The 17,090-nt window shown below is 73.3% G+C and carries 12 protein-coding genes; 5 read left to right on the top strand and 7 right to left on the bottom strand.

The window, feature by feature from the left end; all coding sequences use genetic code 11:
- Positions 1-33: 33 nt before the first annotated feature.
- Positions 34-729 (bottom strand): hypothetical protein, encoded by a 696-nt coding sequence (locus tag ACWCV9_RS20075; RefSeq protein ID WP_450788320.1) that lies wholly within the window; start codon positions 727-729, stop codon positions 34-36.
- 183 nt (positions 730-912) lie between these two features.
- Here ACWCV9_RS20075 and ACWCV9_RS20070 point away from each other — a divergent pair, with 183 nt between their 5' ends.
- Entirely contained in the window at positions 913-2,256 is a 1,344-nt protein-coding gene (locus tag ACWCV9_RS20070; RefSeq protein ID WP_450788318.1) for a pectate lyase family protein, read from the top strand.
- A gap of 85 nt (positions 2,257-2,341) precedes the next feature.
- A complete protein-coding gene (locus tag ACWCV9_RS20065) occupies positions 2,342-3,697 on the top strand; it encodes an FG-GAP and VCBS repeat-containing protein (RefSeq protein WP_450788317.1) in 1,356 nt (451 codons plus the stop codon).
- Between the two features lie 78 nt (positions 3,698-3,775).
- On the opposite strand, the gene metG is transcribed toward ACWCV9_RS20065, so the two are convergent.
- The 5 genes from metG to ACWCV9_RS20040 all read right to left on the bottom strand — a co-directional run bounded on the left by metG (position 3,776) and on the right by ACWCV9_RS20040 (position 11,375).
- On the bottom strand, positions 3,776-5,491 hold the full coding sequence (gene metG, locus ACWCV9_RS20060; protein ID WP_450788315.1) for a methionine--tRNA ligase: 1,716 nt from the start codon (positions 5,489-5,491) through the stop codon (positions 3,776-3,778).
- 124 nt (positions 5,492-5,615) lie between these two features.
- Positions 5,616-7,019: a VWA domain-containing protein gene (locus ACWCV9_RS20055; protein WP_450788313.1), complete on the bottom strand. Its 1,404-nt coding sequence runs from the start codon at positions 7,017-7,019 to the stop codon at positions 5,616-5,618.
- A gap of 483 nt (positions 7,020-7,502) precedes the next feature.
- Positions 7,503-9,446 (bottom strand): FUSC family protein, encoded by a 1,944-nt coding sequence (locus ACWCV9_RS20050; RefSeq protein WP_450788312.1) that lies wholly within the window; start codon positions 9,444-9,446, stop codon positions 7,503-7,505.
- 52 nt (positions 9,447-9,498) lie between these two features.
- A complete protein-coding gene (locus ACWCV9_RS20045) occupies positions 9,499-10,506 on the bottom strand; it encodes an endonuclease/exonuclease/phosphatase family protein (RefSeq protein WP_450788310.1) in 1,008 nt (335 codons plus the stop codon).
- 86 nt (positions 10,507-10,592) lie between these two features.
- A complete protein-coding gene (locus ACWCV9_RS20040; protein ID WP_450788308.1) occupies positions 10,593-11,375 on the bottom strand; it encodes an alpha/beta fold hydrolase in 783 nt (260 codons plus the stop codon).
- Positions 11,376-11,472: 97 nt separating this feature from the next.
- On the opposite strand from ACWCV9_RS20040, the gene ACWCV9_RS20035 reads away from it, so the two are divergent.
- The gene (locus ACWCV9_RS20035; protein WP_450788442.1) at positions 11,473-12,912 is read left to right on the top strand and encodes an aminotransferase-like domain-containing protein; all 1,440 of its coding nucleotides are present in this window, start codon (positions 11,473-11,475) and stop codon (positions 12,910-12,912) included.
- A gap of 1,047 nt (positions 12,913-13,959) precedes the next feature.
- Here ACWCV9_RS20035 and ACWCV9_RS20030 read toward each other — a convergent pair.
- Positions 13,960-14,442, bottom strand: coding sequence for a hypothetical protein (locus ACWCV9_RS20030; protein WP_450788307.1), 483 nt, complete (start codon positions 14,440-14,442; stop codon positions 13,960-13,962).
- Positions 14,443-14,655: 213 nt separating this feature from the next.
- Here ACWCV9_RS20030 and ACWCV9_RS20025 point away from each other — a divergent pair, with 213 nt between their 5' ends.
- Together ACWCV9_RS20025 and ACWCV9_RS20020 are read left to right on the top strand one after the other, a co-directional pair.
- A complete protein-coding gene (locus ACWCV9_RS20025) occupies positions 14,656-15,867 on the top strand; it encodes a PP2C family protein-serine/threonine phosphatase (protein WP_450788440.1) in 1,212 nt (403 codons plus the stop codon).
- Between the two features lie 78 nt (positions 15,868-15,945).
- Positions 15,946-17,088 carry a hypothetical protein gene (locus ACWCV9_RS20020; protein WP_450788305.1) on the top strand — a complete coding sequence of 381 codons (1,143 nt, stop codon included), beginning with the start codon at positions 15,946-15,948 and terminating at the stop codon, positions 17,086-17,088.
- Positions 17,089-17,090 lie beyond the last annotated feature (2 nt).

Raw genomic sequence — 17,090 nt, 5'->3', positions numbered from 1 at the left:
CCAGCCCTTGGGCAGCTCTTGACGCGCCGCTCCTCAGTCCCCGTCCCCCGGCTCGGCCTCGGCGTCCGGGGACGCGCCGTCCTCCAGCAGCCGCTCGGCGATGTCGTCGGACCACGCCTGCGCCCAGACCCGCACCGCCGCGACCTCCTCCTCGGTCAGGCCGTAACGCCGGAAGTCGGCGTCGGCGTAGAAGTCGGTGCCGGTCAGCCGGGACTGAAGGGTGGGCAGATCGAGGGGGTCATGGGCGTGCCGGCGGCCCAGTTCCTCCAGGTCCGGCAGGGAGAACCGGGCGGCGGCGGCTCGCGCGTCGATCAGATCGACCGCGGCACCCCGGTCGTACAGCGCGCGGATCTTGGTGCCGACCGCGTCCTCCAGGGCGAGGGCCGGGCCGTACTCGGTGAGTTCGGGCGGCTGCCAGAAGGCCTCCTTGTGCAGGGCCAGGGCGCAGATCTCGCCGCTCGGCGGGTCGGTGACCGTCAGCTGAGCGGTGCGCGCGGTGCCGGTGCCGGGCCGCACCTGACGGCCCCGCGCCTCCAGGGCGGCGGTCACCGACTCGGCGATCCGGTCCATCGCCTCGGCGCTCTCCGTGGCGAAGTCGAGGTTGGCGTGCGGGCGCAGCAGCAGGCCGTGGGCCTGGAGGGCGTAGCCGCCGGCGAGGACCAGACCGTACGGGCTGCCGGCCGTGACGACGTCCGCGAGGAGCCGCCGGTGGGGTTCGGGAAGGTTCACGGCACCCGTACTCTGCCAGAACCGGGCCCGCGGGCGGGCCACCCGCGCCGGATCGCGACCTCCGCCCGTTCGATCCGGGCGGTTCTCCCCCAGCGCGGCAACCTCTCCCCGCCCGGCGGCCACTGAGGGGCCGTAAGGCATGTCGCAAGGCATGTACGGCAGACCCGTAAAGGAACCCCCCTCGTGGCAGCTCCCTCCCACCGCCGGTCCCGCCGCGGGCGGCGCACCCTCGCCGTGTCCGCCGCCGTCGTCGCCGCGGGCACTGGCGCCGGTGTCTTCGTGCTGAACGCCCATGCGGACCCCGCCGACCTCTACCACCAGACGCTGCCCGCCAGGGACGGCTGGGCCGCGGCCGGCACGGGCACCACCGGCGGCGCGCAGGCCGACTCCGCGCACACCTTCACCGTCTCCACCCGGGCCCAGCTGGCGAAGGCGCTGGGCTCGGCGTCCGACACCACACCCCGGATCATCCGGATCAAGGGCACCATCGACGCCAACACCGACGACCACGGCACCAAGCTGACCTGCGCGGACTACGCGAAGGGCACCGGCTACTCGCTCCCCGCCTACCTCAAGGCCTACGACCCCGCCACCTACGGCCGCTCCAGGCTGCCCTCCGGCACCCAGGAGAAGGCGCGCGCCGCCGCCCAGCAGAGGCAGGCGCACAACGTCGTGTTCACGGTGCCCGCCAACACCACCGTCGTGGGCGTGCCCGGCACCAACGCGGGCATCCTGGGCGGCAGCCTGTCGCTGAAGAACGTCGACAACGTCATCATCCGCAACCTGACCTTCTCCGCCGTCGAGGACTGCTTCCCGCAGTGGGACCCGACCGACGGCGACCAGGGCAACTGGAACTCGGAGTACGACGCGGTCACGCTGCGCGGCGCGACCCATGTCTGGGCCGACCACGACACGTTCACCGACGCGCCGCACTACGACAAGAGCGACCCCGCCTACTACGGCCGCCAGTACCAGATCCACGACGGCTCCCTCGACATCACCAAGGGCTCAGACCTGGTGACCGTCGAGCACAGCCGGTTCACCGACCACGACAAGACGATGCTGATCGGCAGCAGTGACACGGACAGCACCGGCAAGCTGCGCGTCTCCCTCCACCACAACGTGTGGAAGGGCATCGTGCAGCGGGCCCCGCTGGCCCGCCTCGGGCAGATCCACCTCTACAACAACGTCTACGACACGACGACCGTCGACGGCTACGCGCCCCTCTACAGCATCAACGCGCGCGCGAACGCCCAGGTCGTGGCGGAGAACAACTACTGGAAGGTGCCGTCCGGCGGCAAGGTCGCCAAGCTGCTCAGCGGCGACGGCACCGGCTCCATTGCGGGCAGCGGCAACCTCGTCAACGGCAGGCTCACCGACCTGGTCGCCGTGTACAACGCCGCGTCCTCGAAGAAGATCAAGCCGACGGTGAACTGGAAGCCGGCCCTGACCGCGGGCCTGGAGTCCTCGGCGGCCGGCCTGCCGGCGGAGCTGGCGACCACGACCGGCGCCGGGGTGCTGAACTAGCGTCGTACAACCGTGCGGGTCCCTCGCGGGTCTCCTCTGACACAGCGATGTGATCAAGAGGAAAAACAGGGGAACGGACGGTTACATGCGAAAAGTTCGCACAGTCGCGGCGCTCGCCACGGCCACGCTCGTCTCGGCGGGCAGCGTGGTGCTCGGCCTCGGCGGTCCCGCCGTCGCGGCCGGCACCACGGCCAAGGCGGCCTCCGCCGCCGGCAAGACGGCGGACTTCAACGGGGACGGCTACGGCGACATCGCCGTCTCCGCGAACGGCTACATCACGGTGCTGTACGGGACAGCGACCGGCCTGACTCCCTCCCACCACCAGATCATCGGAAACGGCAGCACCAGCGGGTACGTCGACCTCGCCGGCTCGATGGCCAAGGGCGACCTGGACGGCGACGGCTACGACGATCTCGTGGCCGTCGGCTCCGGGGCCGTGCAGGCCTACTGGGGCGGCCCCACGGGCCTGTCCGCCCCCACCCGGCTCGGGATCACGCCCAGCTATTCCCCGAGCCCGGTCGTGGTGGCCGACTTCGACGGCGACGGCAGGAACGACCTGGTCACCGGCGTCTCCGACGTGGGCACCGAGCTGCTCCGGGGCCCCTTCACCCGGGACGGCGCGAGCGCCTCGAGCAGCATCGTCCACAACTGGCTCCACCCCTACTACCTGGCGGCCGGAGACGTGAACGGTGACCATGTCGCCGATCTGCTGTCCGTGGGCAGGGGCGACGGCGGTGCCGCCGACGCCAGCCTGCTGCTCGGCTCCAAGAGCGGCTTCGGCCCCGTCAAGGACTTCGCCACCAAGGTCAACTCCGGCTCCATCGCGGACGTCGACGGCGACGGATACGGTGACGTGGTGCTGGGCGCCGGCCTGGAGGGCTACCAGCCGAAGGGGGTCGTGGGCGGCTCGATCCTCGTCGAGTACGGCAGCGCCGACGGGCTCAGCACCACCCGCAAGCCGGTGCGCATCAGCCAGGACACCTACGGGGTGCCCGGCGCCGGCGAGACGTACGACCGGTTCGGCTACAACCTCGACACCGGCGACGTCGACGGCGACGGCTACGCCGACGTGGCGATCGGTGTGCAGCAGGAGAGCATCTCGGGAGTCAGCACCACGGGTGCGGTGACCGTGCTGCGCGGCTCCGCCAAGGGCCTGACCGGCACCGGCGCGGTGTCCTGGCACCAGAACACCACCGGTGTGCCGGGCATGAACGAGCCGTACGACAGGTGGGGCCAGCAGGTCGCCTTCGCCGACATGAACGGCGACGGCCGCAGCGAACTCACCGTCGGCACGGAAGCCGAGAACCGCGACCAGGGCGCCCTCTGGTACTTCAGGTCGGGCAGCACCGGCCTGACCACCAGCAAGTCCGTCTCCGTCGGCCCCAGGACGTTCGGCATGGAGCCCGTGCGCCGCTGGTTCGCGCGGACGGTGCTCAAGTAGGCGAGCGGTAGCAGCAGGGGGAAGGCCCCGGCGCACCGTGCGCCGGGGCCTTCCCCCTGCCGTCGTCCGTACCGGGGCTCAGGCGGGCTCGCCGCCGAAGCGCTCCTTGTACGTCTCCAGGTCCTCGTCGGTGATCTTCGCGAAGAGCACCGGCGGAACCGTGAACGGGGTGCCGGCCGGGACGGCGGCCAGGGCCTTCGCCTCGTCCTCGGTCACCCAGGCCGCGGTGTCGCCGGCCAGCGCGAACGCCGCGCGCATGGTCTTCGCCGTGGCCGGGATGAACGGCTCCGAGACCACCGCGTACAGGTGGATCAGGTTCATCGCCGTCCGCAGGGTGAGGGCGGCGCCGTCCTTGTCGGTCTTGATCTCCAGCCAGGGGGCCTTCTCCTCCAGGTAGGAGTTGCCGGCCGACCACAGGGCGCGCAGCGCGGCCGCGGCCTTGCGGAACTGGAGGGCCTCCATGTGCTCCTCGTACTCGCCGAGCAGCCGGGCGATCTCCTCGCCGAGGCGGGCCTCCGCCGCGCCGGGCTCGCCGCCCGCCGGGACCTCGTCGCCGAACCGCTTCCTGCTGAAGGACAGCACGCGGTTGACGAAGTTGCCGAGGGTGTCGGCCAGGTCCTTGTTCACCGTGGCGGTGAAGTGCTCCCAGGTGAAGGACGAGTCGTCCGACTCGGGAGCGTTGGCGATCAGGAAGTAGCGCCAGTAGTCGGCGGGGAGGATGTCCAGGGCCTGGTCGGTGAAGACACCGCGCTTCTGCGAGGTGGAGAACTTCCCGCCGTAGTACGTCAGCCAGTTGAAGGCCTTGACGTAGTCGACCTTCTTCCACGGCTCGCGCACGCCCAGCTCGGTGGCCGGGAACATCACGGTGTGGAAGGGGACGTTGTCCTTCGCCATGAACTCGGTGTAGCGGACGGTGTCGTCCGCCTCGTACCACCAGGACTTCCAGTCGCGGTTCTCCGGGTCCTGGTCGGCCCACTCCTTCGTCGCGCCGATGTACTCGATCGGGGCGTCGAACCAGACGTAGAAGACCTTGCCCTCGGCGGCCAGCTCCGGCCAGGTGTCGGCGGGGACCGGGACGCCCCAGTCCAGGTCGCGGGTGATGGCGCGGTCGTGCAGGCCCTCGTTCAGCCACTTGCGGGCGATGGAGGAGGCCAGCTGCGGCCAGTCCTCCTCGTGCCGGGCGACCCAGGCCTCCACCTCGTGCTGGAGCTTGGACTGGAGCAGGAAGAGGTGCTTGGTCTCCCGGACCTCCAGGTCGGTGGAGCCGGAGATCGCCGAGCGCGGGTCGATCAGGTCGGTCGGGTCCAGGACACGGGTGCAGTTCTCGCACTGGTCGCCGCGGGCCTTGTCGTAGCCGCAGTGCGGGCAGGTGCCCTCGACGTACCGGTCCGGGAGGAAGCGGCCGTCGGCGGGCGAGTACACCTGCCGGATCGCCCGCTCCTCGATGAAGCCGTTCTCGTTCAGCTTGCGGGCGAAGTGCTGGGTGATCTCGCGGTTCTCCGCGGAGGAGCTGCGGCCGAAGTAGTCGAAGGCCAGCGCGAAGCCGTCGTAGACCGCCTTCTGCGCGTCGTGCGCCTGGGCGCAGAACTCGCTCACCGGCAGACCCCGCTCCTTGGCCGCCAGCTCGGCCGGGGTGCCGTGCTCGTCGGTGGCGCAGATGTAGAGGACGTCGTGGCCGCGCTGGCGGAGGTACCGGGAGTACACGTCCGCCGGGAGCATGGACCCCACCATGTTGCCCAGGTGCTTGATCCCGTTGATGTACGGAAGGGCGCTGGTGATGAGGTGTCGAGCCATCGGGGGCTGCTCCCAGGTCGCTGCGTGAGACGTACGAACCTTGAAATCGTAGCCGACGTGTGTATGCCGCCCGCTTCCCGTTTTACGGGGTGAGAAGCGGGCGGCACGGGGTGGGGCAGCGGGGTCAGGGGCGCCAGTGCGCCAGTACGCCCTCGTACAGCTCGGTGTCCGTCAGCTCGCGGGGGGTGGGGCCCGCGTGGAAGAAGGACGTGTTGCCGGTCTTCAGCTTGCGGAGGTAGTCGAAGGCCTTGTTGTCGTGCTCACCGAAGGCGACGAAGGAGAAGAAGAGGGAGGGGTACTTCTTCGCGGTCTCGGTGAGGGCCTGGGTGGCGGGGGTCTTCGCGTCCGGGGCGCCGTCGGTCTGGAAGATCACCAGGGCGGGGGTGCCGGCGGGGTGGTGGGCCGTGTAGTGGGTGGTCACGGCCTCCACGGCGGCGTGATAGCTGGTACGGCCCATGCGGCCGAGGCCCGCGTGCACGTCGTCGATCTTCGTCTCGTGGTCCTCGGTGAGGGTGAGGTCGGTGGTGCCGTCGACCTCCGTGGAGAAGAAGACGACGTGGACCGTGGCCTCGGGGTCCAGATGGGCGGCGAGGGCGAGGGTCTGGTCGGCGAGGGCCTGGGCGGAGCCGTCCTTGTAGTACGGCCGCATGCTCGCGGAGCGGTCGAGGACGAGGTAGACCTTGGCGCGGGTGCCGGTGAGGTCGGTCTTGGCGAGGGTGGCCGCGGCGGCGGTGTGAGCGGTGGCGAGGGAGTCTCCGACGGTTTGGCCGGGTGCCTCGGTTTCGTTCGTGTCGCTTTCGTCGCCGGGTGCGGGTGCTGTCTCGGCGGTGGTGCCGGCTGCCTCGGCTTCGCCTTCGGCACCGGCGTCGTACCCACCCGCTCCACCCGTGCGGCTATCGTCGCCGGCTGCGGGTGCCTCCTGTGGGGCGTCCCCACCGTCGGCGGCTTCCGGCTCGTGCGCGGTTACCGGCTCCGGCTCCGGGTCTGTCTCGCCGACGGAAACCTGCGGCTCCGCCTCCGCGGCTTCTTCCTTGGCCTCGGCTCCGGGCTCGGCACCTACAGCCTCGGACTCGGACGCGGACTCAGCCTCGGCCGTGACCGGAGCCTCCGCGTCGGCCTGCACTTCAGCCTCCGCCTCGGCCTCCGCTTCCGCGTGGGCCTGCTCCTCTGCCTCAGGTTCGGCGTCGGCCTGTGCTTCAGCCGCAGCCTCTGGCTCCGCCTGTGCCTCGGCTTCGGTCTCAGGCTGCGCCTCGACGTTCTCCTCGGCCTCGGCTTCTGCCTCGGGCGCGGTGTCTGCGTCCGGCTCTACGTCGGCCACAGCCTCTGCCTCTGCCTCGGCCGCAGCCTCCGGCTCCGCCTCCGCCGCGGCTTCTGCCTCCGGCTCCGCCTGTGCCTCGGCTTCGGTCTCAGGCTGCGCCTCGACGTTCTCCTGGGCCTCGGCTTCTGCCTCGGGCGCGGTGTCTGCGTCCGCCGCTACGTCGGCCACAGCCTCCCGCTCCGCCTCGGCCTGTGCCTCGGCCGCAGCCACCGGCTCAGCCTCCGCCTCGGCTTCTGCCTCCGGCTCTGCCGCCGCAGCCTCTGCCTCCGCCTCAGGCGCAGCCGCGGTGGCCGCCTCAGCTTCCGGCTCGGCCGTAGAAGCCTCGGCCCCAGCCTCGGCCTCGGTCTCAGCCCCCGCCTTGGACTCTGCCTCTCCCCCTACCTCTGCCTCGGCCTCCGACTCCGACTCCGTACTGGGGTGCGGGATTTTGATGTTGTCGAAGGCTGCTGCCACCAGGTCGTGTTCTTCGGCGGCGTTGCGGGGTTCCGGGAGGGAGGGGGTCGGGGGTTCGGTTTCGGGGTGGTGGGGTTGCGTGGGGAGACGGTCCGCTCCCTCTGCCTCGGCCGCGCGTTCCTTGCGTGAGCGGCCGAATGCGTTCCGCAGGAGAGAGAGAATGCCCATGTGCGCAACCCTTCGCATGAGGTGTGACCGTCGATCGCTGGCCAGGACGGACACGTAAGGTTAGCGAAGCGCTCAGTGCGGAGAAGCGATCGCCCGCGCCGCGGCGACCTCTTGTCGCAAGGGCTCCAGAACACTGTCGGGCGGGCCCGTGAGATCGGTGCGTACCGGCGTCAGCGTTTCGGCGTTGCGGACACCCTCCGCCAGCTCGTGGAGTTGCCGGGCGACCTGCGAGATCTCCGCCGGGGACGGGGCCGGGGCGCCGTGCCCGACCCGGACCCGCGCCGCCGTCGTGGCGTCCACGATGCGTTCCACCGCCACCACCAGCGGCCACCAGGCAGCCGCACGCCGGCCGGTCGGCGGCGGTTCGGTCAGCGCCCGCTGGAACTCGGTGCGGATGGCGGAGAGGTTCCGGTACAGCCGGCGCCGCATCCGGGCCCGGGCCGCGGGGTCGGTGTCCGCGCCGAACGCCGTCTCCACGTACCGCGCGGTGTCCGCAACCGCGTCGGCCAGCCGGTCGCCGACCCGGGTGTGCCAGCTCTCCGGCCAGAGCAGATAGCCGGCGATCAGGGCGATCGCGCAGCCGAGCAGGGAGTCGGTCAGCCGGGGCAGCAGCAGGGCGGTGCCCTTGTGGTTGAGGATGTCGGAGAGCAGCAGGATGACCGGGGTGATGGCGGCCGTCTGGTAGCCGTAACCGCGCGGGGTGAGCGCCGGGATCAGCGCGGCCAGGACGAACATGACCGGGACGTCCCACCAGCCCAGCGGGACCTCCGCCAGCACCACCGCCGCGAGCACCAGCCCGACCACCGTGCCGAGGGCGCGCAGCAGGGCCCGGGAGAAGACCGAGCCGAAGTCGGGTTTGAGGACGAAGGTGATGGTCAGGGCCACCCAGTAGGAGCGGGGGACCGGGATCAGGGACACCAGGGCCTGGGCGAGGGCGATGCAGACCGCGAGGCGTACGCCGTAGCGCCAGGAGTTGGCGGAGAGGACGACGTTGCGGGCCGCCCGCGCGGTGCGGATGCGCAGGCCCGCCGGTCTGCCCAGCCGGTCGTCGATGCCCAGGGGGTCCACGTCGGGCGCGGTCACGACCTCGGCGGTGTGCCGTAGCGCGTGGTCCACCGCGCGGGCCGTCTCGGTGGCCGGGACCGGCAGGGCGAGGGCTATCGGGCCCAGGTAGCCCGTCTCGACGGCGTGCGCCAGGTGGTGGACCGCCTCGGGGATCGCGGGCGAGAGCGGCACCCCGGTGAGGTGGGCCGCGGGGGCCGCCTCCACCACCGGGGTGATCGCGTTCAACTGGGCCAGCAGCCGCGCGAGTTCGCGGCTGCGGCCGTGGTGGCGGGCGCGCCGGGCGAGGATCAGGTCGTACGACTGGTTCAGGGACTGGGTGACGGCGCGCCGGGCCTCGTCGTACTCCTCGTAGCGGTCCGTGCCGGAGACGGCGAGGAGCGCGGCGACGGCGCGGTAGGTCGCCGCCACCGCCGAGCGTTCCGGCACGCCCGAGCGCAACGGCCAGGCCAGCAGGGCGAGGAGCAGCACCAGCAGGCCGCCGCCCGTCATCAGGGCCGGGGCCACCCACCAGGGGCGGGGCAGCGGAAGGCCCGCGCCGACCACGCAGTTCAGCAGGAGCAGCAGCCCGGAGACGGAGGCCACCGCGCCGATGGTGGAGATCATCCCGGAGACGAGCGCGATGCCGGTGACGGCGGCGACGGCGTACCAGCCGTGCCCGTACACCAGCGCGCCCAGCGTCACCCCGACCGCGCCGAAGAGCTGCGGGATGGCGATGTTCAGGATGCGCATGCGGTAGGCGTCGGCGGTGTCGCCGATGACGCCGGACAGGGCGCCCATGGAGGCGAGCGCGCCGTAGGCCGGGTAGCCGGCCGCGAGGCCGAGGGCCAGGGGCAGGCTCATCGCGACGGCGGCCCGGGCCATCGCGGCGCGGTTCAGCGGTGCCTGCTGGGGTTGGAGGTTCCGCACCAGCCAGTCGGGAGGCGTGAGGCCGATGGGGAACTCTCGTGGCATGCGCCCATTATGGAGGGATTGCGGCGCTCCATCCGCGCTGCTGTCCGTGCGTCTAGCCGTGCAGGGTCACGTCCACCAGCAGGGCCCGGTGGTCGCTGCCCGCCACCCGCAGGAAGCGGGCGTCGGCCGCGGTGAACGTACGGGAGAGCAGGACGTGGTCGATCTGGACGCCGATGACGGAGGCGGTGCGGGACGGCCAGCTCGCGGTGCGGTCGTGGCCGGCCAGCCGGGCCGCGTCGGTCAGCCGGCCGGCGTCCAGGATGCGGCGGAAGGCCGCGTGGTCCTGGGTGGCGTTGAAGTCGCCGGCGAGGATGGTGGGGGCGTCGGGGTCCGCTGCGGCGAAGGCGCGCAGCCGGCCGAGTTCGCGCTGCCAGAGGGGCACCTGGCCGGGGAGCGGCGGCATGGGGTGGGCGAGCTGGACCCGTACCGGGTGACCGTGGACGTCGGCGACGGCACCGGGCATGCCCATGGTGCCGGGGACGCCCGCGGTGGGCCGCAGCGGGAAGCGGCTCAGGAGGAGCGAGCCCCGTGAGCCGCCGGCGGCGACCGCGCGGCGGTAGCGGTAGACGGTGCCGACGTCGTGTTCCAGCGTGGCCTGGCAGGTGTACTCGCACTCCGCCACGAAGACCAGATCCGGATGGCGGGCGCGGATCAGCGGGACCAGGGCGGGGGCGCCCCGGCCGAACTCGACGTTCGAGGTGAGCACGCGCACGGTGGCGAGGGGCGGCCCGCCGGGGTCGGGGGTCTTGCCGTACGGCTCCAGGTACCAGGCGAGCAGGCCGAGTACGGCGACCCCCCACACCAGCCCCGGCCACCAGCGGCCGAGCAGCGCGCACAGCAGGGCGAGGGCCGTCGGCAGCAGGAACCAGGGCAGGAAGGCGAGCAGCTGGGGCACCGGTGTGATGCCGTCGGTGTCGGCCACCCGGCAGCCGACGACCACGCTCACCCCGGCGAGCAGCACCCCGGCCGACCAGATCGCGAGCCGCCGCCCGGGTCCTCGTCCGGAGCCGGGAGCAGGGCCGGGGTCGGGGTCGGGGTCGGGGCCGGTGTGCGCGGACACGGCGCCGAGCCTACGGCCGCCCGCCGGGCCGCGCCAGAAAGCCGGACCCTTCCGTCTCCCACCCCGGCCCCGGAAGGACGGACTTCTCAGCCGTCCACCCGATCCAGGAACGCCCCCAGCACCCGGTTGAACTCCTCCGGGCACTCCAGGTTGGGCAGATGGGCCGCGCCCGGGACGACATGCAGCTCGGAGTCGGGGAGGGCCGCGTGCATGGACTCGGCGTCGGACACGGGGGTGTAGGTGTCGTCGGCGCCGACCACGACCAGCGTCGGCGCCTTCACCCGGGTCAGCAGGGGCCGGTAGTCGGGCCGTTCGGCGCGGCCGCGCAGGGACGCGGCGGCCCCCTCCGGAGCGGTGCCCGTCATCATGCGGTGGACGTGCGCCTTGACCTCGGGCCGGGCGTACGGCGCGACCATCTTGTCCAGCACCTCGTCGGCGTACCCCCGCATCCCCTCGGCGAGCAGCCGCTCGGCCATCGCCGCGCGGAATTGCCGGCCCTCGGCGGTCTCGGGGGCGGGGAAGGTGTCGGCGAGGACCAGGCCCCGGATCCGGTCCCCGAAGCGGTCGTGGCACTCCATGACGATCTGGCCGCCCATGGACAGCCCGGCCAGCACGAAGCCGTCGACGCCCAGGAAGTCGAGGAGTTCTCCGATGTCCTCGGCGTGGCGGGAGAGCGGGACCGTGCCGGGGGTCACCGGGGAGGCGCCGTACCCGCGCAGATCGGGGGCGATCACCCGGCGGCCGGCGGAGAACTCCGTCAGCTGCGGCTGCCACATCGTGCGGTCGAAGGGGTGGCCGTGGACGAGGACGAGTGGCACCCGCGACGCATCGGCGGGGCCTTTGTCCTCATATGCGAGGAAGGGGGGCATGTCATCGACCCTAGGTGCCCCAACTCCTCGGTGCAATAAGATCTTTGCCCTCGGTGCAATCCTCTTCGGCGGGAGAGCTATGGACGACTACCGGCGGATCGCCGACTACCGGCAGATCGCCGACCGGATCGCCGGTGACATCGCCGAAGGTCGGCTGCGGCCCGGTCAACAGCTTCCGCCGCAGCGGGCGTTCGCTCGCCGGCACCGGATCGCGCCCTCGACCGCAGGCCGGGTGTACGCCGAACTCGTGCGCCGGGGACTGGTGGTGGGCGAGGTCGGACGCGGGACGTTCGTCCGGGCCACCGCGCCGGACGGGCAGCCGGGGCACGCCCTCGTCGAGGCGGCGGCCGGGCGGCCCGGGCTGGTGAACCTGGAACTCAACTACCCCGTCCTGCCCGGCCAGGCGGAGCTGCTGGCCGCGTCCCTCTCCGCCCAGCTGCGCCCGGACGCCCTCGGGCAGGCGCTGCGGCCGGCCGCCGTCGCGGGCACCCCGGCCGCCCGGCAGGCGGTCGCCGCCCTGCTGGGGGAGAGTGGGCCGCGGACCGACCCGGGGCGGATCCTGTTCACCGGCAACGCCCGCCAGGCGATCGCCGCCGGGCTCGCCGCCCTGGTCCGGCCCGGCGGCCGGGTCGGGGTGGAGCCGCTGACGTATCCGCTGGTCAAGGAGATCGCGGCGCGGCTCGGCCTGGTCCTCGTACCGCTCCGCGCGGACCCGGAGGGCGTGCTGCCCGAGGCCGTCGCCGCGGCCCACCGCAGCGCGCCGCTGTCCGCCCTCTACCTCCAGCCGAGCCTGCACAACCCGACCGCGCGCACGATGGGCGAGGACCGGCGGCGGCAGCTCGCCGAGACCGTCCACAGGCTGGGGATGCCGGTGGTCGAGGACCGGATCTGGTCCTTCCTCCAGCCGGGCGGCCCGCCGTCGCTCGCCGCGCTCGCACCGGGGCTGGTGTACCAGGTCGACGGGCTGTCCAAGCGGGTCGCGCCGGGCCTCACCATCGGCTTCATCGTCGTACCGGAAGGACCGGAAGGACCGGAAGGACCGGAAGGGCCGGAAGAAGCGGAAGGACCGGGAGGACCGGGAGGACCGGGAAGGGCGGCGGTGGCCCGGGCCATCCGCTCCGGCGGCTGGAACGCGGGCGGTTTCGCCCTGGAGGCGGCCGTACGGTGGCTGGAGGAGGGCATCGTGGACCGGCTGGTGGCCGCCAAGCGGGCGGACGCGCGGCGGCGGCACCGGCTGCTGGTGCGGGAGCTGGCCGGGTTCGCCGTACGGTCCGACCCGGCCGCCTGTTTCGCCTGGTGGGAGCTGCCCGCGCCCTGGCGGGCCGACACCTTCACGGCCGCCGCGTGGGCGCACGGGATCGCGGTGACCCCGGGCACGGCCTTCGCCGTCGACCCGAGTCACACCCCGGACGCGGTCAGGCTCGGGCTCGCGTCGGAGCCTGAGCCGGTGCTGGCGCGGGCGCTGCGGACTCTCGCCGCCGTCGCGCGGGGCGGACCAGCGGCAGCGGGGGCAGATACCGGGTCAGCCAGGCCGTGACGGCCACCGCGAGACCGACGGCGAACAGCAGCCAGGCGACGGTGCGCAGGGTGCCGGTCAGGGCGTCGTAGACGGCGCCCGCCGCCGGGTGGGGGACGTCGGCGGGCAGGTCGGCGAGGGTCAGACCGCGGCCGACGGAGAGGGCGACGCCGAGCAGGGCGCCGCCCAGGGCCGTACCCAGCGCGGTCGCGGCGACGGCCCGGCGGCGGTGGACGGCCAGGGCGATCCCGGCGACGGCGAAGGCGACGGCCGCCACCGGCAGCCAGAAACCGGCGACTTCGAGCACGTGGAACCCCTTCCGGAGCGCCGCCAGTCCGTCCGCCGGCAGCACGGCGACCGCCGTGTGCTCCACCGGGATGCGCGCGGCGAGCGGCACATGGTCGTGCGTGAGCTGACGTTTGACCTGATCGGTGACGGGCGCGAAGTCGACGGTGACGGGACGGTCGTCGTCCTCCGGGTCGTCGCGCAGCGCCCGCAGAATCGCGTCGTGGGTGACCCGGTTGCCGGTGTCCCAGGCCAGCCGGAAGGCCTCGGTGTGGGTGAAGGAGCGCACCGCGTCCCGCACGAACGGGCGGACGGCGGGGACGGGGGCGGCGGAGCGGGGGCTCCGGCCGACGTTCAGCTGCTGGTCCACCTCGTGCACGATTCCGTCGCCGACCGTGTCCGCGACGGCCTCCCGCACGTCCGGGTCGGCGGCGAGCGGGGCCATCGCGGTGACGTACCGGCCCGTGTCGGTCAGCCCGTACGCCGCCCAGGCGGCCAGCGCGCCGAACGGCACGAGGAGGCAGGACAGGGCGATCAGTACGGCCGACAGGGCGCTCCTCAGGTGTGCGGACACGCTTCCAGGCAACGGCCCGCGGGGGCCGGGCGCGAGCGGAGTGACTGCATTCGGGGGACCGGCGGTGCCTGTGCTCCGCGGGCCTTCCGGTGGAGGGCTCACCCGAACGGGTGTTTCCTGGAGTTGGTGAGGGACGAAAAGGGGAGCGCGTGGGCCCCGGCCGTCAGCAAGGCCGGGGCCCACGCGCATGCCGTGGGGCGAAGGCGGGCTCAGCGGATGCGGCGGCCGAACGCGTCCTCGCGGGTGTAGTAGCGGTAGAAGAACACGCCGAACGTCACGCCCGCGACCAGCAGCGAGATCAGCACCGACCGCCAGATCGAGTGCCCCTCCTGGCTGTACAGGAAGCCGAACGCGCAGCCGACGAACGCCGTCCACGACAGTGCGTGGATCTCCCGCGGCATCCGTGGCGCCGCCGTCAGCAGGGCGTAGAGCAGCACCGCGAACACGAGGGCGCTGGCGAATCCCAGCAGCAGGTTCCAGCCGGTGACGGGGCCGCCCTGGCGGTTGTCGGCCGCGACCCAGTAGCCGTACACCAGACCGAGGACGACCGGTACGGCGAACCGCCCGATGCGGTGCGTCCGCGCGTCGAAGACGTCGGGTGGCCGCTGGACCGCCTCGGCGGCCCGGCCTTCCAGCTCGGGTGTCCGGCCGGGACGGGACATGCCGCCGGGCGCGGGTGCCGCGTGAGCCATGAGAGTGCTCCTCTCTCTCCTCGCCCCCGCCTTCCAGGGCACACCCGGGGGCAGGGCCCGGCAACTCGGCCAGGAGAGTGACGAGTGCCCCGGCGCGGCGCGGCCGAAGCGTCGCGTGACGCGGGGCGTGCGGCCGAAGCGGCTCGTGATGCGGGGCGTGCGGGGCCGTGTTTCGCTGAGGGGCATGGAGGGCTGCCCGCCGTGACCGACGTCGTGACGGACACCGGGAGGGGCCCCGGCAGGGACGACGGTTCGGTCGTGGAGTACGGGCGGCGCCGCCCGCTGCTCCGGGTATGCGGGCGGAGCGTCGCCTGGCTGGTGCCCCTGCTGCTGCTCGTCACCATCGTGCTGCTGGACTTCAACACTCCCGAGCGGTTCCGGATGATCTCCTGGATCGTGCTGGTGCCGAGCACGGCCGCCGCGCTCTGCGGGGTGTGGACGACGGCCGCGTACGCCGTGCTGGCGGTGGTGACGTACGTCGCCGTGGACAGCGCCTGGCCCGGTCAGTACCAGGCCGGTCCGGGCGACTTCGGACTGGTCGCCCTCGGCGGGCTGCTGGCCACCCTGGCCGCCGTCGTACGGCTGGGCCGGGAGCGGCAGGCCCTGCACATGCGGGACATCGTGGAGACCACCCGGCGGACCGTGCTGCGCCCGCTGCCGTCGCGCTGGGCGGGCCTCGACCACGCGGGGGTGTATCTGGCCGCCGACGTCGACGCCCGGGTCGGCGGCGACTTCTACGACATCCAGCCCGGCCCGCACGGCACCCGGGTCCTGGTCGGGGACGTCCAGGGCAAGGGGCTGGCCTCGGTGGAGACGGCGGCCGCGCTGCTCGGCACGTTCCGCGAGGCCGGCTATCACGAGCGGGACCTCGCGACCGTCGCCGAACGCCTGGAGATCCGGATGCTCCGGCACCGCTCCCACACCGCCGCGCTCGGCCGGGACGACGGGGACCGGTTCGCCACTGCCGTGCTCATCGGCTTCCCCGAGGACGCCTCCGGCGTGGTCGACGTCGTCAACTTCGGGCACGAACCGCCGCTCGCGGTCGGCCCGCGGGCGGTGCGGGAACTGCCCGGCGGGGAAGGGCTGCCGCTCGGCCTCGCCGAACTGGGCGCCGGGCTGCCGCCGGTGCGCCGGGTGCCGCTGGCCGCCGACGAGACGCTGCTGCTGGTCACCGACGGGGTGACCGAGGCCCGCGACGACGCCGGGGACTTCTACGCGCTGGTCCGCGAGCTGACCCGCGCGGTCGCCGAGGATCCGCGCCGGACCGAACCCGGCCGCCTGGTCCGCCAGGTCCGCGACGGTGTGCTGCGGCACAGTGGGGGCCGGCTGGAGGACGACACGACGGTGTTCGCGGTGTGCCGGACGGTGGCGGAGCCCGAGGAGGAAGAAGGGGAGAAAGAGGGGGATGAAGAGGGGGAGGAATAGTCGCCCGGCCTGCCGGGGTGCGGCGACAGCGGTTACGGTGCTGGCTGGAGAGGCGGAACCGAGGGGTGGGGAGGGACGATGCCCGGAACCGTGCTGCTGCTCGCGGCCGCGCCGGTCGGCCGGGGGCGCCTGGTGGACGCGGCCGGTGTGCTGCCGGTCCTCGCGGCCGTCGCCCCGCACGTGCTGGCCGGCACCGACACCGCCCATGTGGTGGAACTCGTCGACCCGCTGGAACCGCAGGCCGTGCTGACCCGGCTGCGCGCCGCCGCGGCCGCGCCGGGCCCGCTGACCGTGTACCTCACCGGACAGCTGACGCTGGACCGCCGCCAGCACCTGCCCCATCTGGCGCTGGCCCGCACCACCCCGGCCACCGTCCGCTACACCGCGCTGCCCTGGCACTGGATCCGCGAGGAGCTGCGGTTGCGCTCCGCCGCGGACACCGCGCTGGTGGTGGACCTGCACGCGGACGCGGAGGCGTGGCGGTACCTCGCCGAGCACGGCCTCGACTGCGGCCCGAACACGGCGGTGTACGGCCGTCTCGCCCCGGCGTCCGGCCGGCGAAGGGCGGCGGAGGCGTCGTACATGAAGGCGGTGGCGACCCTGCTGCGCAGCGGCCACCGGCCGCCCCTGCCCCAGCTGCACGAACAGGCCTGGGCCCGCACCGAGCCGACCCCGGGCCACGCGCTCTCCCTCTCCACCGGGCAACCCGCATACACCCCTTACGACACTCCCCCACAGCCTTCGACCCCCGCACCCCCCGCACCCCCCGCACCCCGGGAACCCCGGGAAACCCCTCCCCCCTCCGATCCGCACGCCGACATCAGTGCGGCGGTTCGGGCCGGGCGGCATGAGGTGGCGGAGGCCCTGGCCGAGCGGTGTGCGGCTGCTGCCGTCCAGGTGCACGGGGCCGGCTCCGAGGAGGCTCTGCACTGGGCCGAGGTCCGGGCCGACCTGGCCATGCTGGCGGGGGACGCGGAGCGCAGCTGCCGGGCGTGGCTGGCGATCGCCGGAGCGCGGTTGACCGCCGGGCAGGCGCCGGACGCGCCGGCCGTGGAGGCGGCCGTCGACCGGGCCCACCACCAGTGGGGGCAGCTCACGGACCCGGCGCAGGTGCGGGAACTCGGCGCCGCGCTCGCCGAGCTGAGGGCCCGGGTCCCGGGCCGCCGGCAGGGCGCGCTGGAGAACGTCCGGCAGCAGCTCAGCCAGCTCCAGACGCTCTGACC

It is taken from the genome of Streptomyces sp. NPDC001606, assembly GCF_053596835.1.
Note: the sequence above shows the minus strand (reverse complement) of the source record. Positions and strands in the feature narration are given on the sequence as shown.

Coding starts and splice junctions, on each gene's coding strand:
- ACWCV9_RS20065 (WP_450788317.1), top strand. CDS start 2,342: ATGCGAAAAGTTCGCACAGTCGCGGCGCTCGCCACGGCCACGCTCGTC.
- metG (WP_450788315.1), bottom strand. CDS start 5,491: ATGGCTCGACACCTCATCACCAGCGCCCTTCCGTACATCAACGGGATC.
- ACWCV9_RS20050 (WP_450788312.1), bottom strand. CDS start 9,446: ATGCCACGAGAGTTCCCCATCGGCCTCACGCCTCCCGACTGGCTGGTG.
- ACWCV9_RS20040 (WP_450788308.1), bottom strand. CDS start 11,375: ATGCCCCCCTTCCTCGCATATGAGGACAAAGGCCCCGCCGATGCGTCG.
- ACWCV9_RS20030 (WP_450788307.1), bottom strand. CDS start 14,442: ATGGCTCACGCGGCACCCGCGCCCGGCGGCATGTCCCGTCCCGGCCGG.
- ACWCV9_RS20020 (WP_450788305.1), top strand. CDS start 15,946: ATGCCCGGAACCGTGCTGCTGCTCGCGGCCGCGCCGGTCGGCCGGGGG.